The sequence below is a fragment of the Kitasatospora sp. NPDC001132 genome (assembly GCF_053598415.1).
In genome coordinates this window covers 19,139-39,883 of sequence record NZ_JBSFKF010000005.1, presented here as the reverse complement: position 1 = coordinate 39,883, position 20,745 = coordinate 19,139, and the positions used below count along the sequence as shown (strand labels likewise).

Genomic DNA, 20,745 nt, shown 5'->3' with positions numbered 1-20,745 from the left:
GTTAGCCTGTGGCCATGGTTGCAAACTACAAGGAAGAAGTAGCCATGCCCGACGCGGAGTTCGTCAGCGGCCCCGCGCTGATCCTCCAGTCCCTCGCCTCCGACCCCGATCGGCGGGCCGTCGTCGCCGCCGACGGCACCGAGATCACCGCCGGCGACTTCGCCGCCGCCACCCACCGCCTCGCCCACGAGCTGATCGCCCGGGGCGCCGCCCTCGGCACCACCGTGACCCTGCTGACGGGCAACACCCCCGAGGCCCTCAGCGCCCGGTACGCGGCGGGCCTCGCGGGCGCCCGGGTGGTGAACCTGTACGACGGCATGAGCATCCCCGTCCTGGCCGAGATCACCGCGAGCGTCGACACCGCCGTGCTGCTCGTGGACGCCGAACGGTACGCCGAGGCCCCCGAGTTGCTCCCGCTGATCGACGTGCCGACCGTCCTCACCCTGGGCCCGGGGCCGCTCGACGGCCGCACCCCGGTCATCGGCGAAGACGTGGTCGCCGCCTCCGCCCACCGCCCGGCCGAGCCCCCGGACGTCCGGATCGGACCGGAGGACGACCTCGGCATCCGCCACACCGGCGGCACCACCGGCATCCCGAAGGGCATCCTCAGCCTGCACGGGCCCTACCGCCGCATCTTCGACGACCCGGTCGTCAGCACCGACGGCCCGCCCCGCCTCCTCGCCGCCACCCCGCTGGCCCACCTCGGCGGGGTCCTCGCCGACCTGGCCCTCCGGCACGGCGGCACGGTGGTCCTCCAGCGCTCCTTCGACCCCGGCGCGGTCCTGGCCGCCATCGAGCGCGAACGCATCACCGACTTCTGGGTGCTGCCGCCGCTGCTCCACCAGCTCCTCGACCACCCGGCGATCGGCCGCACCGACCTGTCCAGCCTGCGGCAGATCCTGTACGGGGGCAGCGCCGCCTCACCGACCCGGATCCGCGAGGCGCTCAAGGTCTTCGGGCCGGTCCTGGTGGGCATGTACGGGATGTCGGAGGCGCAGCTGATCTCCGTGCTCATGCCGCAGGAGCACGAGCGGATCGGCCAGGGCGGCCGGGTCCCGGTCGGCCGGCCCGTCCCGGGCGTCGAGGTGGCGATCCGCTCGCTCGACGGCATCGACCTGCCGGCCGGCGAGCACGGCGAGATCCACATTCGCTCCGACGTCGTCATGGCCGGGTACTGGAAGCGGCCGGACCTCACCGCCGCGGTGCTGCGGGACGGCTGGCTGGACACCGGCGACATCGGCTACTTCGACCAGGACGGCTACCTCTACCTCTCCGACCGGGTCAAGGACCTGATCATCGTGGTCGGCGGGCACGTCTACCCCTCCGAGGTGGAGGAGCTCCTGCTCACCCACCCGACGGTCGCCCGCTGCGCGGTCTTCGGGGTCCGCGACGCCCAGGAGGCGGAGCACGTCCACGTCGCCGTCGTCCCCGCGCCGGGGCAGCGGCCGCGGCTGGACGAGCTCCGCGCCTTCGTCACGGAGCGCAAGGGGCGGATCTTCGCCCCCGAGGTGCTGCACGTCGTCGACGAGATCCCGCTGACGCCCATCGGCAAGCCGGACAAGAAGCGCCTGCGTGCGGCCGCCACGGGCTGACGGCGCCCACCGGGCCCACGGCCCACGGCTTCACCCCATGGTGGGGTTTGGCTCAACGGACCACGGCCCCCGTGCCGAGAAGCCAACGGGGTGGCGGCGCTGAGGGCCGCCCCCCCCCCCCCCGCCCCCCCCCCCCCCCCCCCGCCCCCCCCCCCCCCGCCGCGCCCNNNCGTCCCTGTTTTTCCTGGCGCCTTTTACCGCCCCCCCCCCCCCCCCCGCGCCGGGGGGGGGGGGGCGCCCCCCCCCCCCCCCCCCCCCCCCCCCCCCCCCCCCCGGGGGGGGGGGGGGGCGCGCCCCCCCCCCCCGCCCCGCCCCTCCCCTCCCTGCCCCTCCCCCGCCCTACCCGGCCTCGCCGGGCCCCGCGAAAATGACTCCCCGACCACCTGTTCGCATGCCTATGATCACCCCCATGACCAGCAGAGATGTGGGGAAGCGCATGGCACAGCAGACCATCGACCGCCAGGGCCGGACCGTGGTGCTCGAGGAGATCACGGAGGAGAACTGGCGCGACGTCGCCGACGTGGCGCCAGCCGACGACCAGCGCCGGTACGTGGCCGCACTCGCCGCGCGCTACCTCCTGCTCTCCCAGCGCGGCGGGGTCTGGACGTCCCTCGGCGTCCGCGCCGGCGAGGACATCGTGGGCCACGTCATGTGGGCGTACGACGACGAGGACGGCACCCACTGGATCGGCGGCATGGTGGTGTCCGAGGCCGAACAGGGCCGGGGCGTGGGCCGCGCCACCATGCACGCCGTGATCGAGCGCCTGTCGGCGCTGCCGGAGTGCCGGGAGATCCGCCTCTCCTACCACCCGGACAACACCTCCGCCGGGCACCTCTACACCTCGCTCGGCTTCCGGCCGACCGGGAACCACGAGGACGAGGAGATCGTCGTGGCGCTCCCCGTCGGCGCGGCGGTCACGGCCTGACCCCGTAGACCTCAGCCCTCCTCCCGTCCCCGGAAGGCCCGCCGGTACTCCCTCGGCGCCACACCCACCCTAGCCGTGAAGACCGGCCGCAGCGAGACCGCCGAGGCGAAGCCGCAGTGGGTGGCGACGGCGTCGACGGGCAGGTCGGTCTCCTCCAACAGGCGCTGGGCGGCCAGGACGCGCTGGTCGAGGAGCCAGCGCATCGGGGCGGCTCCGGTGGCGGCGGTGAACCGGCGCGCGAAGGTGCGTTCGGACATCAGGGCGGCGCCGGCCATCCGGCGCACCGTCCAGGGGGCGTCGAGGGAGGTCAGCACCTCCGCCCGGAGCCGGGCCAGCGGGTCGTCGCCGGCAGCGGCGTCCGGGACCGGGGAGGGGATGAACTGGGCCTGGCCGCCCGCCCGGAACGGCGCGGTGACCATGGCGCGGGCGATCGCGGCGGCGGCCTGCTGGCCGTGGGCGGTGCGGACGAGGTGCAGGCAGAGGTCGATGCCCGCCGCGACGCCCGCCGAGGTCCACAGGCCGTCGCCGCCGGTGAAGAGCACCTCCGGCCGGACCGTCACCGCCGGGAAGCGGCGGGCGAGTTCGGGGGCGAGCGCCCAGTGGGTGGTGGCCTCGCGGCCGTCCAGCAGGCCGGCCTCGGCGAGGACGAAGGCGCCCGCGCAGAGCGAGGCGATCGGGACGCCGGCGGCGCGGACAGCCCGCAGGGCGTCCAGGATCTCCGGGCTCCGCCGGACGGCCGGGTCCTCGACGCCCGGCACCACCACCAGGTCGCAGTCGGCCAGCGCCGCGGGCCCGCGGTCGGGGACCCGCTCCAGCCCGCCGTCCAGCCGCACCCGGGCGCCCTCCGGCCCGCAGACCAGCAGGTCGAAGGCGGGCAGGCCGGGCCGGGAGGTCCCGTTCGCCCACACCTCGCCGACCACCGCGTAGTCGAAGGCCCGGACACCGTCGAAGATCAGACACCCCACCGTTCGCATGGCAGGAACCTATGGCACGGGACCCGTGGCAGGAATCCATCGATGGGTGGCTTCTCCGCCCATCACGGGTCCCCGGCGGCCCCGACCACCATGGTCGGCATGACCAACACCGACGCCTTCGACGCCCCGCTCACCCTCGACCCGGACGCCGTCCTGCTGCTCGTCGACGTCCAGAAGGGCTTCGAGGACGCCTCGTTCTGGGGCCCGCGCGACAACCCGCGGGCCGAGCAGCGGATGGCCGAACTGATCGCCGCCTGGCAGGCCACCGGCCGGCCGATCGTCACCGTCCAGCACGCCTCGAAGGCGGGCCCGCTCGCCGAGGGCACCCCGGGGTACGGACTGAAGGACTTCGTCGCCGGCGTCACCCCCGCCCTGCACGTCACCAAGACCGTCAACAGCGCCTTCTACGGCACCCCGGACCTGCACGCCTGGCTCCAGGAGCGCGGCACCCGGCAGGTGGTCGTCGCCGGGATCATCACCAACGTCTGCTGCGAGACCACCACCCGGATGGCCGGCAACCTCGGCTACGACGCGATCTTCCCCACCGACGCCATGCACTCCTTCGACATGACCGGCCCCGACGGCACCACCGTCCCCGCCGCCGAGCTCGCCCGCGCCACCGCGACGACCCTGCACGCCAACCGCTTCGCCAAGGTGGTCACGACCAGGGACGTCACCGAAGCCGCCACGGCCTGAACAGCGGCTCGTACGCGGCACCCTCCTCCTCCGCGTCGAGCGGCACGTACGAGGCCCCGAGGCCCGGCGCGCGCTCCCGCAGCCGCGCCAGGGGCCTCGGCCGGGGAGGGGACGTCCAGCCCGAGCGCGGCGGCCGCCGCGTCCCGCCCGGCGCACGGGGCACGCTGTCGCCGTTCGCCCGCCCGGCGCTGGTCAACGGCACCGCGGGCGCGGTGGTCATCGGCGACAACGGCCGGGCGCTGTCGATCATGGCGTTCACGGTGGTGGACGGCGCGATCGTCGCGATCGACGTGCTCACCGACCCGGAGCGGCTGGCGGTGCTGGACCTCTCGGACTTCCGGGACGCCTGACCGGGCGGCGGGGGTGGGAGGGTGGCCGCCCCCGCTCAGCGCCCGAGCGGCCGCGCGGCACGCACCCCCTGAGGCGGCGTCACCAGCCCTGCGCGACCACCCAGTCGGCCAGTTTCCGGGCGCAGTCGTCTACCGACTCCTTCCAGCTGTGCCCCGCGCCGTCCCCGGCCTCGTCGCTGACGTGCTTGACCAGCCGCACGGGAACGCCGGCCCGGTGCGCGACGGTGGCGACGGCGTAGCCCTCCATGTCCACCAGGTCGGCGTGCTCGGCGAGCCGGTCGCGGGCGTCCGGGTCGGAGACGAAGAGGTCGCCGGTGGCCAGCACCGGGCCGTCGCCCTTGCCGATCACCAGCGGTGCTCCGTACTCACGCCCGGTGAGCGCGTGCAGGGTGGCGGTGTCCAGGTCGTGCTGGATCACCTGGACCACGTGGTGGATGCCCTCCCAACCGGGACGCAGTGCACCGGCCGTGCCCAGGTTGATCACCTCGGAGGGCTTCTCGCCCTGCGCGAGGACGGTGGCCAGCGCGACGGCGGCGTTGACCTTCCCGATCCCGGTGAGCAGCACGGGCAGGCGGTCGTCCAGGTGGGCGGCCTCCTCGCGCACGGCGACGACGAGCAGCGGGCGGTCGGGCGAGATCGTTCCAAGCAGTCGCATACTTCCATCGTACGGAGCGGGGGGATGCCGCACCCGGGAGCGCACTCCCCCACCCGGCCCCCGCACCCGGCCCCGCGCTCCGCCCGCCGGGGAACCGCGGAGGGCGCGGCCGGCGTCGAACGGTTCGCCACCTCCCGGGGCGACCGGCACGAGCGGTACTGGCGGTACGAGCGGCACCGGCGATACGAACCGCCCCGGGGAATGTGCACGACCTGCTCAAGATCGGCGTAAGTCGGGTGTGGTCGCGGGGAGTCACGGCCATACTGCTGCCATCGGTCGGGCCCCGGGGACGGGCCCGGCCCCAGGGGAGGATGAGGCGGGTGGCAACACCAGTAGGCAGCGGCGCGTCCGGCGCCGCGTTCCCGGCACGGCCGAACCAGCCGCCGGGTACGGCGGTGGCGACGGCCGGGTCGGGGGCGACGGCCGGGTCGGGGGCGACGGCCGGGTCGGGGGCCCCTGCCGTCCCCGGAGCGGCCCCGCCCGCGCGGCCCGGCGGCGCTCCCCCGGCGCCCCGACCCGGCGGTGCGCCGGTGAAACGCCCCGCGACGGCCGTCGCCACCGGTGTGCGCGCCCGGCTCGCCCAAGCCACCCTCACGCCCCCCGGCCGGCTGCGACTGGCCGGTGTGGTGCTCGCGGTGCTCACCGTGGCCTTCGGGGGGCTCACCGCCTGGCAGTTGGAGACCAGGGCGCAGGCCGCCGACCGGGTGGTCTCGTACAGCCAGCCGCTCAGCCGGGACGCCGCCGAGATCCACCGCAGCCTGGCCGACGCCGCCACCACCGCGGCGAGCGGCTTCCTGCTGGCCGGCGCCGAACCCGACGAGGTCCGCAGCCGCTACGAGCAGGACGTCGCCACCGCCGCCAAGCTGATCGCCGAGGCCGCCGCCCGGACCACGGCGACCTCCCCAGCCCAGGGCTCGCTCGCCCGACTGAACCAGCAACTCCCCGTGTACACCGGCCTGGTGGAGACGGCGCGGGCCGACAACCGGCAGGGCATCCCGCTCGGCGGCGGCTACCTGCGGTACGCCTCCGAGCAGATGCAGACGGTGCTGCTGCCGACCGCCGCCGAACTGGCTGCCGCCGAGAACCAGGAGCTGGCCGACGACTACGCCGCCGCCGAGGCGGTGCCGTGGGCGGCGTACGGCCTGGCGCTGGTCACCCTGGCGGCGCTGGCCTGGGTGCAGTCGACGCTGTTCCGCCGCACCAACCGGGTGTTCAACATCGGACTGCTGGGCGCCACCGCCGCCGTACTGGCCGGCGCCCTGTGGCTGACCGTCACCGGGCTGGCCACCGACTCGGCCCTCCACCGCAGCAGCCGCGAGGGCGCGAACCCGCTGCAGGCGCTCAACTCCGCCCGGGCGGACGTCCTGACGGCCCGGCTGGCGGAGAACCTGCACTTCGTCGCCCGCGGCTCGACCACCAGGTACGCCGACCAGTGGGCGAAGGCCGCCGAGAACCTGGCCGGCGCCGAGAAGACTCCACCGGGCCGGTACAGCGGCTCCCTCGCGGATGCCTTCCACAAGGCGCCGGAGGCCGCCCAGCCGAGCATCCAGGAGGCAGGGAAGCAGTTCGACGAGTGGCGCCGACGGCATGACGGGGCCCGGACGCTGGAGGTCGGCAACGCCGACTACCAGGGCGCCCTGGAGGCCACCGTGACGGCCAAGGGCGACGCGGCCACCGCCGACGCCGCCTTCAACGCCACCGACAGGGCACTCGCCCAGGCCGCCGACATCGAGCAGGACCGCTTCACGAAGGCCGCCGAGGGCACCGGCGGGGACCTGCGTGCCGCCGGCGTCGCCGCCGCGCTGCTCGGCCTGCTGGCCGCGGCCGCCGCGCTGCGGGGCCTGGGCCGACGACTGGCCGAGTACCGGTAACGGGCAAGGGGGAGACCGACCGATGCGCAACAGGACCTTCCGGAGAACCACCAGGCCCGCCGCCGCGCTGGCCCTGCTGGCGGCCGGCGCGGCCGTGCTCGCCGGGGGCGGCCCGGTCGGCGCCGCACCCGCGGCCGCGACCGCCGCGCCCCTGGCCGTACAGCAGGAGCAGACACCGGACGACGGCTGCGACGTCTACCGGAGCGTGCCGCCGAGCACCGAGGACGGCCCCGCCGTCAAGGCCATCAAGGCCAAGCGCAGCCTGGTGATCGGCGTGGACCAGAACAGCTACCGCTGGGGCGCCCGCAACCCGAACACCGGGCAGATCGAGGGCTTCGACATCGACCTCGCCCGGGCGATCGGCGCGGCCGTCATGGGCGACCCGGAGAAGGTGGTGCTCAAGCCGGTGGCCACGGCCGACCGGATAGACGCCATCAAGAAGGGCCGGGTCGACCTGATCGTCCGCACCATGACGATCAACTGCAAGCGGATGGAGGACGTCGCCTTCTCCAAGCCGTACTTCAACATCAGCCAGCGGGTCCTGGTGCCGAAGTCGTCGCCGGCGAAGAACATCGACGACGCGGTCAAGGACAGGGCGGTCTGCGCCGCCGACGGCTCCACCGCGCTGAACATCGTCAAGGAGAAGAAGACCGCCCGGCAGATCGTCACGGTGGAGAACCAGCTGGACTGCCTGGTCCTGATGCAGCTCGGCAAGGTCGACGCCACCATGACCGACAACGGCCTGGCGGCCGGCCAGGCCGCGCAGGACCAGACCGTGCGGATCGTGGACGGCGAGGCGCAGCCGGAGGTGATCGGCGTCGCCATGCTGAAGGACAGCACCGACCTGACCGCCCGGGTCAACCAGGTCCTGGCCGACTACTACGCGCGCGGCGACTGGGCCCGTTCGTACGAGCACTGGCTCAAGCCGTACATGCTCAACGAGGCCGATCACTACTGGCCCGGCTCGCACTGAGGCGGCGTCCGGCCGGCCCGGCGGCGACGCGCGGGGCCGGCCCGCGGCGACGCGGAGGACGGCGCGGGGGAGGTAGCGCGCGCGCCGTCAGGGGGGCGTTGACGGTGCCTTGACGCCCCGCGCCCGCTCCGCCGCAACGGCCACCGGTTAGGGTTCGGGGCGATCACCACGGGGAGACCGGTGGTGGACACGGGGGTTGTCGTGGGACCGCACGTCAGGCACGTCGGGATCGCACGCGAGGAAGGAAGGACACCGCGGTGGCGGCATCGGCTGGCCCGGCACTGAGCCGGGAGGAGGTCGACCGCGCGCTCGCCCGCCTCGGCGCGGAGCGGGACGCGGTCGAGTCGGCGCTGCTCGCCCTCCAGGACCACCCGGGCCTGCGGCTGCTGGACGGCGCCGAGCTGTCCGGGCGCACCCTGGAGCGCTGGTCCGTCGCCGGCAAGGGCCTGCCGCTGCTCTGGGCGCTGTTCGACCGCTACTCCGAGGCGCTGGCCTCGGCCCGTGCCGTCCGGGCCCGCAAGGCCAAGCCCGGCGCGCCCGAACTGGCCGAGCTGAGCGAGCTGCTGACCGGCGACGCGGTGACCGTCCCCGGCGGGGTGGTGCCGGACGGCCCGCAGGTGCTCGGTGCGCCCGCCAAGCTGGTCGAGCGGATCAGCCTGGACGCGCTGATGGTCCGGATGAACTCCTGGTACGCCACCGTGCTGGAGGTGGTCAGCGCCGCCGACGCGGTCTGGTCGGCGCTGCCGGCCCGGATCGACCTGCTGCTGGCCGAGCTCCAGCGGGTGCGCACCCTGGCCGCCTCGCTCGGCGTGCGCACCGGCGGCCACCCGCTGGGCGACGACCTGGCCGGGATCGAGCAGGACCTCACCGCGTTGCGCACCGAGGTGCACGGGGACCCGCTGGCGCTGTGGCGCCCCGCCCGGGTGCCCGCCCAGCGCGGCACCGTCCCGGAGGGCTCGGCCTTCGCCGGCCCGGTCGGGGTGGTGGACACCGAGCGGTTCGACCGGGCCGGGCGGGCGCTGGACGGCGTCCGGCTGGAGCTGGAGGACCTGCTGCGGCTGCGCGACGAGGCCGAGGAGCGGCTCCAGGGCGTCGGCGACCTGCTCCAGCGGGCCGACGCCACCCTGGCCGAGGCCCGCCGGGCGCGCGGCGAGGTGCTGGCGAAGATAGCGTCCAGCGACGTCCCGGCGGTGCCGGGCCCCGCCTCGGCGCTGCGCGAGCGGATCGTCGCCGCGCTGGACCTGCGCCAGGCCGGGCAGTGGGGCCGGCTGGCGCCGCTGCTGGACGCGCTGGAGGACGCCGCCGCCAAGGAGCTGGGCCGGGCCCGGCAGTCGCTCACCGAGGTGACCCAGCCGCTGGCCGTCCGGGCCGAGCTGCGCGGCCGGCTGGACGCCTACAAGGCGATGGCGGCCCGGCTGCGGGTCGCCGAGGACCCGGAAGTGGTCGAACGGTACGAGAAGGCGCGCTGGCTGCTCTGGAGCGCGCCCTGCGACCTGCGGGCGGCGGCCGCCGCGGTGGCCCGGTTCCAGCAGTCGCTGCGCCCGGCCCACGCCGAGGCCGAGCCCGGAAGGGCTCAGGAGGCGACCGGCCCGGCGCCGGGCGCCTCGCAGGTGCAGGACGGACAGGCTCAGGACGGACAGGCTCAGGGGGGCTGAGGTTGATGGGCGGGACGTGCGAACGGCCGGAGTGCTCCGGCAGCGGCAGGATCGACGCCGACGGCTACTGCGACGAGTGCGGGCTCGCCCCGGCGGGCAGGACCACCGCGGCGCCCACGGCCGGGACCACCTCGGCGCCCACGACCGGAACGACCGGGGCGGTCGCGCCCGCCGGGCCCGGCTCGCCCTGCCCGCGCGACTGCTCCGGCACCATCGACCCGGACGGCTACTGCGACGAGTGCGGCCTGACCCCGCCCGCCGACGACACCGGCGTCACCCAGCCCTACGTCCCATCCGCCCGGGTCTCCGGCGGCTCCGGGCACACCGGCTCGGGGCACACCGGCTCCGCCCGTTCGCCGTCGGCCCGCACCGGCTCGGCGCGCTCGATGTCCGGCCGCTCCTGCTCGCACCGCTCGACCCGTACCGGCAGCGGCCGCTCCCTCTCGGTCCGCTCCACCCGGGGCAGCGCCTCCGCGGGCACCCGCAACCGGCTGGGCGCCGGCCTGGTCACCGTACCGACCGTCGAGGCGGCCGATCCGTCCCAGGCCGTCCTGGCCGACGCCGAGGTGCCCGAGCGCAAGCGGTTCTGCTCCAGGTGCGACGCCCCGGTGGGCCGGGAGAAGAACGGCCGCCCGGGCCGCCCCGACGGCTTCTGCACCAAGTGCGGCACGCCGTACTCGTTCACGCCCAAGCTGCGCCGCGGCGACCTGGTCGGCGGGCAGTACGAGGTGGTGGGCTGTCTGGCGCACGGCGGGCTCGGCTGGATCTACCTGGCGGTGGACCGGCGGGTCAACGACAAGTGGGTGGTGCTCAAGGGCCTGCTGGACACCGGGGACGAGGACGCGCTCGCGGTGGCCGTCGCAGAGCGGCGCTTCCTGGCCGAAGTGGACCACCCGAACATCGTCCGGATCATCAACTTCGCCGAGCACCCGGACCTGCGCACCGGCGCCACCGACGGCTACATCGTGATGGAGTACGTCGGCGGGAAGTCGCTCAAGGACATCGCCAACGAGCGCCGCACCCCGGACGGCCGGCGCGAGCCGCTGCCGGTCGAGCAGGCGATCGCGTACGCGCTGGAGGCGCTGCCGGCCCTGGGCTACCTGCACGGGCGGGGTCTGGTCTACTGCGACTTCAAGATCGACAACGTGATCCAGAGCGGCGACGCGCTCAAGATCATAGACATGGGCGCGGTCCGCCGGCTCGACGACGACGGCCCGATCTACGGCACCATCGGCTACCAGGCCCCGGAGATCGCCACCGACGGCCCCTCGGCCGCCTCCGACCTGTACACGGTGGCCCGCACCCTCGCGGTGCTCACCTTCGACTTCCAGGGCTACAGCAGCGCCTACCGCTACTCGCTGCCCGGCCCCGAGCAGGTCGAGATCTTCACCCGGTACGAGTCGTACTACCGCTTCCTGGTCCGCGCCACCGACCCGGACCCGGCCCGCCGCTTCGCCTCCGCCGAGGAGATGGCCGACCAACTCACCGGCGTGCTGCGGGAGGTGCTGGCCCTCCAGGACGACCGGCCCAGGCCCGCGCCCTCCACCCTGTTCGGCCCCGAACTGCGCGTTGTGGACACCGAGTTGGTGCTTCCCACCGAGCAGGCCGGGAAGCTCGCGGTGGCCCCGCTGGACCCGGCCGCCGCCGCCCTCGCGCTGCCCGTCCCGCGGGTCGACCCGGGCGACCCCAACGCCGGCTTCCTGGCCGTCCTGGTCACCCCCGACCCCGAGGAGACGCTCGCCGCGCTGGCCGCCGCACCCACCGTCTCGGTCGAGAGCCGGCTGCGCGAGCTGCGCGCCCTGCTAGAACTCGGCCGCCACGAGGACGCCGTGAGCCGGCTCGCCGAGCTGGAGCGGGACCAGCCGGACGACTGGCGGGTGGTCTGGTACCGCGGCCTGACCGCGCTGGCCGGCGGCGGGGACTCCCGCGCCCGGGCCGAAGGGCGCGCCGGCGCCGAGAGCGAGGCGCGAGGGAGCGAGGCGCGAGGGAGCGAGGCGCGAGGGAGCGAGGCGCGAGGGAGCGAGGCGCGAGGGAGCGAGGAGCGGGGGAGCGAGGCAGGAGCGTCGGCGCCGGGCCAGGAGCGCCCGGAGACGAGCGGGCGGGTCGCAGCCGCCGCGGAGGCCTTCGACGCGGTCTACGACGCCTTCCCCGGCGAGGCCGCGCCCAAGCTGGCCCTCGCCATCTGCGCCGAACTGCTCGGCGACGGCGGCGACGCGGCCGAGTTCTACCGGCTGGTGTGGGCCACCGACCACGCCTACCTGAGCGCCGCCTTCGGGCTGGCCCGGGTCCGGCTGGCCGAGGGGGACCGGACCGGCGCGGTCCGCGTCCTGGAGACCGTCCCGGCCACCTCCAGCCAGTACACCGCCGCCCGGATCGCCGCCGTCCGGGCCCGGCTGCGCGAGCGCCGGCCCACCGACGACCTGGCCGCCGACCTCGACGCGAGCTCCTCGCAGCTGGCCGCGCTGCGGCTGGACGACCGCCGCCGCGAGGAGCTCGCCGTCGAGGTGCTCGACGCGGCCCTCGGCTGGGTCGGCGCCGAGGCGGCCGCAGGCCGGCGGGCCACCGGACTGGTGGTCCTGGGACGTCCCGCACAGGAGCGGGAACTGCGCTTCGCCCTGGAGCAGTCCTACCGGGTACTCGCCCGGTTGGCCGACCGGGCCGAGAACAGGATCGAGATGGTGGAGCGGGCCAACCGTGCCCGCCCCAGGACGTGGGTGTAGCAGATGCCGCAGCAGACCGAGTGCCCGAGCTGTTCGGAGCCGATGGAGCCGGAGGACGCCTACTGCGGCTCCTGCGGGACGGGCCGGGACGGCCGGGCGGCCCCCGGCTCGATGCCGGCGAGCTGGGCCGCCGCACGCGGCGAGGCCGTACCGTCGCCGCGTGGGCCGGTCTGCGTGCACTGCGGGCAGCCGCAGGTCGCCCCGGACGGCTACTGCGAGGGCTGCGGCAGCGCCCAGCCGCGCCCGCGCGACCACATGGAGAAGGCCCTCGGGGGCGTCGCCGGGGTCAGCGACCGCGGCGTGCGCCACCACCGCAACGAGGACTCCTTCACCGTCGCCGCGACCTCGCTGCCCGGCGGCGAGCCGGTCGTGGTCGCCGTGGTGTGCGACGGCGTCTCCTCCTCCGACCGCCCCGACGAGGCCTCGGAGACCGCCGTCGACGCCGCCTCCGAGTCGCTGCTGACCGCCCTGGAGGCCGGCCGGGACCCGAACCAGGCGATGCGCCAGGCCATCGCCGACGCCGCGCAGGCCGTCGCCGACCTCGCCACCGACGGCGCCGGCCCCACCCGGCCCGACCTCAACGCGCCCGCCTGCACCTACGTCAGCGCGATAGCCGCCGGCGGCCGGGTCACCATCGGTTGGGTCGGCGACACCCGGGCGTACTGGATCCCGGACGACCGCGCCGCCGCGGAGCCGTTCCGGCTCACCCAGGACGACTCCTGGGCGGCCCGGATGGTCGAGGCCGGGCTGATGAGCGAGGCCGAGGCCTACTCCGACCCCCGCGCCCACGCGATCACCGGCTGGCTCGGCGCCGACGCCGAGGAGGTCGTGCCGCACACCCTCGACTTCACCCCGCACGTCCCCGGCGTGGTGCTGATCTGCACCGACGGCCTGTGGAACTACGCCGAGGCGGCCACCGACCTGGCGTACTACGTGCGCCCGGACGCCCGCACCGAGCCGCTCGCCACGGCGCAGACCCTGGTGAAGTTCGCGGTCGCGGCCGGCGGCCACGACAACATCACCGTCGCCGTGCTGCCGATCGACCCGCCGGCCGCCGCCGACGCCGACCAGACCCCGACCGCGCTGGACCTGCCGGTGATCGCTCCGCGACCGGCCCCGGCCCCGGCGGCGGACGGCGGGGACGACGAGGACCACGACCCGACCCTGCCGGACCTCCCGGTGATCGGTTCCGCCGCGGCCCCGCTGCCCCCGGTGCCGCCCGCGCCCCCGGAGGTCCCCCCGGCGCCGCCCGTCCCGCCGACCGCCCCCGCCGCTCCCGCCCCGCCCGTCGCACCGACCGTCCCGCCGCAGCCGCCGCACCCGCCGACGGCCTGACCGACCACCCGCCGGACGCCCCGGCGCCACGGCCCGCCGGCCCGCCCGGCGGGCCGCCCCACCGTCCTGAGCACGTCCACCCCTCACCCGACGGGAGCCGACCGCCCCATGGCAACACTGGCGAAGCCGAACCTGCCCAGGTTCCACGTGGAGATCTTCCAGAACGAGTACCTGGCCGACGGCGCCCGCGAGGTCAACGCCATCGTCACCGTCACCGCGACCGGCGGCGGCACCTCCGGCGGCCGGCCGCTCGGCTTCGCCGACGCCACCCCGGCGGGCACCGGGACGGCGGCGGCCGTGGTCATCCTGGTGGACTGCTCGGGCTCGATGGACTACCCCAAGACCAAGATCAACGGCGCTCGCGAGGCCACCGCCGCCGCCGTCGACGCGCTGCGCGACGGCACCGCCTTCGCCGTGGTCGCCGGCACCCACGAGGCCCGCGACATCTACCCCGGCGACGGCACCCTCGCGATCGCCTCCGCCACCACCCGCGAGCAGGCCAAGGACTCGCTGCGCCGGCTCACCGCGGCCGGCGGCACCGCGATGGGCACCTGGCTGGCCAAGGCCGACAAGCTCTTCCTGACCCGCCGCGACATCGCCATCCGACACGCCGTCCTGCTCACCGACGGCAACAACGAGCACGAGTCGGCCGAGGACCTGGCCCGCAACATCGAGCGGGTGACCGGCCACTTCACCGCCGACTGCCGCGGCGTGGGCACCGACTGGCGGATCGACGAGCTGCGCCGGATCTCCTCGGCGCTGCTCGGCACCACCGACATCGTCGCCGAGCCCTCCGGCCTGGCCGAGGACTTCCGCTCGATGATGGCCGGCGCGATGGGCAAGCAGGTCGCCGACGTCGCGCTGCGGATCTGGACCCCGGCCAACGCCACGGTCCGGTTCGTCAAGCAGGTCGCCCCCTCGGTCGAGGACCTGACCTCCCGCCGCACCGAGGCCGGCCCCCGGGCCGGCGACTACCCGACCGGCTCCTGGGGCGACGAGAGCCGCGACTACCACGTCTGCGTCGAGGTGCCGGCCGCCGCGGTCGGCAACGAGATGCTGGCCGCCCGGGTCAGCCTGGTGCTGCCCGAGCAGGTCGCCGGCGGCACCCCCGAGGTGCTCACCCAGGGCCTGGTCAAGGCGGTCTGGACGGACGACCTGGCCTCCTCCACCAGGATCAGCCCGCAGGTCGCCCACTACACCGGGCAGGCCGAGCTCGCCTCCTCCATCCAGGAGGGCCTGGAGGCCCACCGGGCCGGGGACGTCGACCGCGCGACCTCCAAGCTGGGCGCCGCCGTCCGGATCGCACACGCGACCGGGAACGAGGGCACCTACAAGCTGCTCCAGAAGGTGGTGGACGTGGTGGACCCGAAGGAGGGTACGGTTCGGTTCCGTAAGAACGTGAGCGAGGCCGACTCGATGACCCTTGAGACCCGGTCGACCAAGACGGTACGTGTGAAGAAGTGACCGCTGAAGACGTGACCGGGCCGGCACCCCGGCGCGACGCCGCACCGCGCCGGCCCGAAACGAGGGGGACCTGATGCCGATCTGCCCGAGGGGCCACGAGTCGCAGGCCGAGGACTGGTGCGACTTCTGCGGCTTCCCGATGACTCCGCCGGCCCCCACCCCGGGGGCGCACGGAGGCTACCCGGGGGCACCCGGGAGCGACCCCGCGCCCGGTGCGCACGCCGGGCACCCGGGGTACGGTGGCGCCTCCTTCGGCGCACCGCCGCCTCCGCCGCCGATGCCGCCGGGGGCCGTCCCGCCGCCCGGGGCTCCGCTGCCGCCGCCCGGCATGGTGCCCCCGCCGCAGCACGGGGCCGTTCCCCCGCAGGGCGCCGTCCCGCCGCACGGGGCCGCCCCGCCGCAGGCCGGACCGCAGGGCCTCACCGCGGGCCTGGCCGTCTGCCCGATCTGCCGCAGCCCCCAGACCGGACGGTTCTGCGAGGAGTGCGGCTACGACTACGAGCTCTCCACGCCGTCGCGCCGCCAGGTGCCCGGCGCCGGCCACACCCCGCCCGGCCCTGCCCAGCAGCCGCCGCTGAACATCCCGCCGGCCTACGGCGGCACCCCGCCGCAGGCCCCGGCCGGCCACTCCCAGGCCGGTCAGCCACCCCTCGGCCAGCCGCCGTTCGGGCAGCCGCCGCTCGGCCAGGCCCCGTTCGGGCAGCCGCCGGCGGCCCAGCAGGCCGTCGCCCCGCCCGTCCCGCAGCAGCCGCAGGCCCCGGCGCACCCGCACACCTACGGCTACCCGCCCTCCTCGCCCGGCATCGGGCAGGAGGAGCCCGTGCCCGAGGGCGCGTTCCCCGACCCGGCGGTGCGCGAGGACTCCGGCCCGGTGTACGCCCAGCCGGCCGGCCCCGGCCCGAACAACCGCGGCGGCGACTTCGGCACCTCCTTCAACCTCGCCCCGCCGCAGCCCCAGGAGCCCGCCCCGGCCGAGCCGGTGCGCACCAACTGGATCGCCGTGGTCTCGGCCGACCGGGACTACTTCACCGAGATGATGGCCCGCAGCGGGCCCGAGGCGGCCGGCCTGTTCTTCCCGCCGTACTGCCCCGAGCGCCGGATCCCGCTGACCGGCCGCGGCCAGCTGCGGATCGGGCGGCGCAGCCAGCACCGCGGCACCGTCCCGGAGATCGACCTGTCCGTCCCGCCGGAGGACCCGGGCGCCTCGCACCAGCACGCTCTGCTCGCCGAACAGGCGGACGGCAGCTGGGTCCTGGTGGACCAGGACTCGACCAACGGCACCACCATGAACGGCGGCGCGGAGCCGATCGCCCCGCACGTCGCCGTTCCGCTGAACGACGGCGACCGGATCCACATCGGCGCCTGGACCACCATCACCGTGCACCGCGGCTGAAAGGCCGTGAGCTGAAAGTCCGTCCGGTCATTTCCCGACGGTCGATCAGCGCCGGTCATCGCCAACTCCGGCCGGGCCGGGCGGAATTCGACATCCGCCCGGCCCGGCTTTGTTCGCACCGCCTTTAAAATGTCCGCAAATTCGCTCGCACAGATGTGCACAGGAGCCTTCACAACCCCTAGGCTCAGGGCACATGACTGCTGCTATATCCGCTGACGGCATCCGCCAGCGGTACGGGGATGTGCAGGCCGTCGACGGGGTGTCCCTCACCGTCGAGGCCGGCGAGTTCTACGGGATCCTGGGCCCCAACGGCGCCGGGAAGACCACCACGATGGAGATCCTGGAGGGCGTCCGGAAACCGGACGAGGGCCGGATCGAGCTGCTGGGCATGGAGCCCTGGCCGCGCAATCCGAAACTGCTGCCGCGAATCGGCGTGCAGTTCCAGGCATCCGCTTTCTTCCGCAAGTTGACGGCCCGGGAAACCATCCGCACCTTCGCGTCGTTCTACGGGGTCGGCCCCAAGCGGGCCGACGCGATGCTGGAGCGGGTCGGCCTCTCGGACAAGGCCGAGACCCTGACCGACCAGATGTCCGGCGGCCAGGCCCAGCGCCTGTCGATCGCCTGCGCACTGGCCCACGATCCGGAACTCGTCTTCCTGGACGAGCCCACCACCGGCCTGGACCCGCAGTCCCGGCGCAACCTCTGGGACCTCCTGCGGGACATCAACGCCGAGGGCCGCACCGTCGTGCTGACCACTCACTACCTGGACGAGGCCGAGGTGCTCTGCGACCGGGTCTCGATCATGGACCACGGCAGGGTCCTGCACACCGGCGCCCCGGCGGCGCTGATCCGCGAGATCGACGACACCGTCCGGATCAGCGTGGCCTCCGGCCAGCTCCCGCTCGACCGGGCCCGGGAGCTGATGACCGCGGCCGGCGCGGACATCGCCAACCTCGAGGACGACACCGTCTCGCTCTCCGTCTCCACCCGCCTTCCGGCCCCGGTGCTCAGCGTCCTCGCCGAGCAGAACGCGCTGCGCGGCCTGGAAGTGCGCGGCGCCACCCTGGAGGACGTCTTCCTCCAGCTGACCGGACGGGAGTTCCGCGCATGACCGCCACCACCCCCACCGAGCCTCAGGCCCCCGCCCGGCGCGGCGGCCCGGCCGCCGGCGAGCGGGAGCGGGTCAGCGCGTTCTGGAGCCTGTCCCGCGCCATGCTGCTCGGGATGAAGCGCGACCGCACCGCGACCTTCTTCATCCTGCTCTTCCCGCTGGTGTTCCTGGTCTTCTTCGGCACCGTGACCAAGGGCTCCGGCAGCCCCCACGCCAAGGTGGCGCAGGTCGGCGCGGTGAAGCTGTTCGACTCCATCCAGGGCGACGAGCGGGCCGGGCTGGACAAGGTCCTCACCATCACGAAGACCGACGACGAGGCCGCCACGCTGGAGAAGGTCCGCAAGGGCGACTACGACGCGCTGATCAAGCAGGGCCCGGACGGCAAGGTCGAGCTGCGCTACACCGCCGCCGACCAGGTCCGCGCCGGCGCGCTGCAGGGCATCCTCAACTCGGTGGTCCAGAACGCCAACCAGGCGGCCACCGGCCAGAAGCCGGCCTTCGTGCTGGACTCCCAGCAGGTCGAGGACAAGTCGCTCAAGCCGATCCAGTTCCTCACCCCCGGCCTGCTCGGCTGGGCCGTCGCCACCGGCGCGGTGTTCGGTGCCGCGCTGACGCTGGTCAACTGGCGCAAGTCCAAGGTGCTGCGCCGGCTGCGACTGGCCCCGATCAACGCCGGAACCGTGGTCAGCTCCCGGATCCTGGTGTCGCTGCTGACCGCCTTCCTGCAGACCGCCGTCTTCCTGGTGGTCGCGACGAGCTTCTTCGGACTGAAGCTCACCGGAAACTGGTGGCTGGTCATCCCGCTGGTGGCCTGCGCGACGCTCGCCTTCATGTCGATCGGCCTGCTGGCCGGCTCGGTCGCCAAGACCGAGGAGGCGGCCAACGGCATCTCGCAGATCATCGTGCTGCCGATGTCCTTCCTGTCCGGCTCGTTCTTCCCGCTGGACGGGGCCCCGGGCTGGCTGAAGGGCGTCTCCCAGGTCATGCCGCTGCACTACCTGGTCGACTCCGCCCAGTCGGTGCTCACCCGCGGCGGCGGCGTCATGGACGCCCTGCCGACCATGGGCGGCCTGCTGCTCTTCGCGGCGGTGCTGACCGGCATCTCCTGGAAGCTGTTCCGCTGGGAGGACTGACCCTCCCCGGCTGATGTCCGCAGACCTGTCCGCGGACCTGCCCGCGGACACCAGCCGACCGGCGTCCGCTGGTCGACGTCCACCGATCCCGACGGGGTCGTACGCCTTTGGTCCCGGTGTACGACCCCGTCGGCGTCTGCGACCATGGTCGGGTGACAGAGATCCGGCGAGGCACGCTGAGCGAGGAGACCTTCTACGACCAGGTCGGCGGTGAGCCGACCTTCCGACGGCTGGTCCACCGGTTCTACGAGGGCATCGCCCAGGACGAGCTGCTGCGGCCGATGTACCCCGAGGAGGACCTCGGGCCGGCCGAGGAGCGGATGACGCTCTTCCTGATGCAGTACTGGGGCGGCCCGCGCACCTACAGCGAGCAGCGCGGCCACCCGCGGCTGCGGATGCGGCACGTGCCGTTCAAGGTCGACAAGGCCGCGCACGACGCCTGGCTCACCCACATGCGGGCGGCCGTGGCGAGCCTGGAGCTGTCGGCCGAGCACGAGCGGCAGCTGCTCGAGTACCTGACGTACGCTGCCGCCTCGATGATCAACACCCCGGGCTGAACCGGCCCGTCCCCGTGATCCGGCCGGGGGTCACCCTGCTCCGGCGGGCGGTCACCGGATCCGGCCGGGGGTCACCGGACCGGGCTCAGCCCCAGCCCCGCGCCCGGCGCGGCCACGGTGCGCACCACCACCGAGCCCGCCGGGGCGCTCAGCCGCAGCCAGCCGCCCGCCCGGTGCACGGTCAGCGGGGCGTCGGGCCGCAGGAAGCCGATCACGTACGCGGCGTGCGGCACCCGCAGCGGCAGCTCGGGCAGCGCGGTGACCGGCCGGGACCAGATCTCGTCGGCCAGCGCGTCCAGCACCGCGCGGGTGCGGTGGTGCGCCGGTACGGCCTCGCTGCGCTCGCGGAACTCCCGCACCCCGGCCATCAGTTCCGGGTACACCTCGGCCACCGGCGGGGCGCCGACCGGCCGCCAGCCGGTGCGCGGCGGCAGCATCCCGGCCCAGGCCGGGCCGGTCACCGGCGCCGGCAGCGCGACGGCGCCCGCGTCGGCGTCCACGCCGTCCAGCAACTGGCCCGCCGAGACGGTCACGTCCACCGCCTCGTCCAGGCCGCTCAGCCGCACGGTGCGGATCGCCAGCGCACCGCTGCCGCCCAGCGGCAGCCGTCCGAAGACAGCCAGCACGCCGTCCCCCTCACCCGGGCCCACCGCCTGGATCCGGACGGCCGCCGCCCGGTCGAAGCGCAGCAGGCGCAGCAGGAAGGCGGAGAGGTCGGCGGCCTCCCCGGTGTCGGTCAGGGCGAGACGGGCGGTGATGGTCACAGTCGTTCAGCTCGAATCGTCAGATGGGGTCAGACGGTGGCGACTGCCGGCTCTTCGTCCATGAAGCGGCCGAGGAACTCCCGCTCCACCGGCGAGATCCGGCGCGGCCGGCCCTCGGCCAGGTCGTAGGGGACGACCACGGTGGACGCCCGGACGTACACGATGTCGCCGCCGTCCTCGGCGACGTCCTTGATCTCGTACGAGACGGTCAGCGAGGCGCCGCCGATCCTGGTCACCCAGGTCTCGATGGTGACCGGCTCGGGCCGGTGCACCAGCGGACGCTTGTAGTCGATCTCGTGGCGGGCCACCACCGAGCCGCCCGCGAACTCCCCGGCGCCGGCCGCGGCGGCCTGGGTGAACATGAAGTCGATCCGGGCCTCCTCCAGGTAGCGCAGGAAGACCACGTTGTTGACGTGCCCGAAGGCGTCCATGTCGGACCAGCGCAGCGGGCAGGCGTAGATGTGGCGAGCCACGGGAGTTCTCCTCGGTGTCCGGTCGCCCGCCGGCGCCGTTTCTCGGCGTCGGCCGGCGGTGGCGCAGAGCGTCACGCGACGGGCGGTGGCGACGGGCCGCGGCC

Annotated in this window: 18 protein-coding genes; 14 read left to right on the top strand and 4 right to left on the bottom strand. The window is 74.9% G+C overall.

Features of this window, described 5'->3' with window-relative positions; genetic code table 11:
* Positions 1 to 14: 14 nt before the first annotated feature.
* Positions 15 to 1,592 carry an AMP-binding protein gene (locus ACWDBE_RS08755; RefSeq protein ID WP_449807568.1) on the top strand — a complete coding sequence of 526 codons (1,578 nt, stop codon included), beginning with the start codon at positions 15 to 17 and terminating at the stop codon, positions 1,590 to 1,592.
* A 409-nt stretch (positions 1,593 to 2,001) separates the two neighbouring features.
* On the top strand, positions 2,002 to 2,517 hold the full coding sequence (locus tag ACWDBE_RS08750) for a GNAT family N-acetyltransferase (protein WP_449807567.1): 516 nt from the start codon (positions 2,002 to 2,004) through the stop codon (positions 2,515 to 2,517).
* A gap of 11 nt (positions 2,518 to 2,528) precedes the next feature.
* Here the strand turns inward: ACWDBE_RS08750 and ACWDBE_RS08745 are convergent, their stop codons facing one another.
* A complete protein-coding gene (locus ACWDBE_RS08745) occupies positions 2,529 to 3,491 on the bottom strand; it encodes a GlxA family transcriptional regulator (RefSeq protein ID WP_449792308.1) in 963 nt (320 codons plus the stop codon).
* A gap of 99 nt (positions 3,492 to 3,590) precedes the next feature.
* Between ACWDBE_RS08745 and ACWDBE_RS08740 the strand changes: the two genes are divergently transcribed.
* Positions 3,591 to 4,187 (top strand): cysteine hydrolase family protein, encoded by a 597-nt coding sequence (locus ACWDBE_RS08740; RefSeq protein WP_449807566.1) that lies wholly within the window; start codon positions 3,591 to 3,593, stop codon positions 4,185 to 4,187.
* 212 nt (positions 4,188 to 4,399) lie between these two features.
* On the top strand, positions 4,400 to 4,537 hold the full coding sequence (locus ACWDBE_RS08735) for a hypothetical protein (RefSeq protein ID WP_449792310.1): 138 nt from the start codon (positions 4,400 to 4,402) through the stop codon (positions 4,535 to 4,537).
* Between the two features lie 79 nt (positions 4,538 to 4,616).
* Here the strand turns inward: ACWDBE_RS08735 and ACWDBE_RS08730 are convergent, their stop codons facing one another.
* Positions 4,617 to 5,192: a nucleosidase gene (locus ACWDBE_RS08730; RefSeq protein WP_449807565.1), complete on the bottom strand. Its 576-nt coding sequence runs from the start codon at positions 5,190 to 5,192 to the stop codon at positions 4,617 to 4,619.
* Between the two features lie 530 nt (positions 5,193 to 5,722).
* Between ACWDBE_RS08730 and ACWDBE_RS08725 the strand changes: the two genes are divergently transcribed.
* From ACWDBE_RS08725 to ACWDBE_RS08680, 10 genes are all read left to right on the top strand, one after another.
* The gene (locus ACWDBE_RS08725; protein ID WP_449807564.1) at positions 5,723 to 7,063 is read left to right on the top strand and encodes a hypothetical protein; all 1,341 of its coding nucleotides are present in this window, start codon (positions 5,723 to 5,725) and stop codon (positions 7,061 to 7,063) included.
* A 22-nt stretch (positions 7,064 to 7,085) separates the two neighbouring features.
* Positions 7,086 to 8,036, top strand: coding sequence for a glutamate ABC transporter substrate-binding protein (locus ACWDBE_RS08720; protein WP_449792313.1), 951 nt, complete (start codon positions 7,086 to 7,088; stop codon positions 8,034 to 8,036).
* 257 nt (positions 8,037 to 8,293) lie between these two features.
* The gene (locus ACWDBE_RS08715) at positions 8,294 to 9,691 is read left to right on the top strand and encodes a hypothetical protein (RefSeq protein ID WP_449792314.1); all 1,398 of its coding nucleotides are present in this window, start codon (positions 8,294 to 8,296) and stop codon (positions 9,689 to 9,691) included.
* A gap of 5 nt (positions 9,692 to 9,696) precedes the next feature.
* On the top strand, positions 9,697 to 12,411 hold the full coding sequence (locus ACWDBE_RS08710) for a tetratricopeptide repeat protein (protein WP_449807563.1): 2,715 nt from the start codon (positions 9,697 to 9,699) through the stop codon (positions 12,409 to 12,411).
* A gap of 3 nt (positions 12,412 to 12,414) precedes the next feature.
* Positions 12,415 to 13,746, top strand: a complete 1,332-nt coding sequence (locus ACWDBE_RS08705) for a protein phosphatase 2C domain-containing protein (RefSeq protein WP_449792316.1) — start codon at positions 12,415 to 12,417, stop codon at positions 13,744 to 13,746.
* Between the two features lie 108 nt (positions 13,747 to 13,854).
* A complete protein-coding gene (locus ACWDBE_RS08700) occupies positions 13,855 to 15,210 on the top strand; it encodes a vWA domain-containing protein (protein WP_449792317.1) in 1,356 nt (451 codons plus the stop codon).
* A 73-nt stretch (positions 15,211 to 15,283) separates the two neighbouring features.
* Entirely contained in the window at positions 15,284 to 16,603 is a 1,320-nt protein-coding gene (locus ACWDBE_RS08695) for an FHA domain-containing protein (RefSeq protein WP_449807562.1), read from the top strand.
* 193 nt (positions 16,604 to 16,796) lie between these two features.
* Positions 16,797 to 17,714 carry an ABC transporter ATP-binding protein gene (locus ACWDBE_RS08690; protein ID WP_449792319.1) on the top strand — a complete coding sequence of 306 codons (918 nt, stop codon included), beginning with the start codon at positions 16,797 to 16,799 and terminating at the stop codon, positions 17,712 to 17,714.
* On the top strand, positions 17,711 to 18,847 hold the full coding sequence (locus ACWDBE_RS08685) for an ABC transporter permease (protein ID WP_449792320.1): 1,137 nt from the start codon (positions 17,711 to 17,713) through the stop codon (positions 18,845 to 18,847). The genes ACWDBE_RS08690 and ACWDBE_RS08685 overlap by 4 nt, the downstream gene beginning before the upstream one ends.
* 152 nt (positions 18,848 to 18,999) lie before the next feature.
* Complete coding sequence (locus ACWDBE_RS08680) at positions 19,000 to 19,404, top strand: globin (RefSeq protein WP_392878766.1); 405 nt, start codon at positions 19,000 to 19,002, stop codon at positions 19,402 to 19,404.
* Positions 19,405 to 19,475: 71 nt separating this feature from the next.
* Here ACWDBE_RS08680 and ACWDBE_RS08675 read toward each other — a convergent pair whose 3' ends face one another.
* A complete protein-coding gene (locus ACWDBE_RS08675) occupies positions 19,476 to 20,168 on the bottom strand; it encodes a hypothetical protein (protein WP_449792321.1) in 693 nt (230 codons plus the stop codon).
* A gap of 29 nt (positions 20,169 to 20,197) precedes the next feature.
* The gene (locus ACWDBE_RS08670) at positions 20,198 to 20,641 is read right to left on the bottom strand and encodes an acyl-CoA thioesterase (protein ID WP_392878771.1); all 444 of its coding nucleotides are present in this window, start codon (positions 20,639 to 20,641) and stop codon (positions 20,198 to 20,200) included.
* Between the last annotated feature and the right edge of the window lie 104 nt (positions 20,642 to 20,745).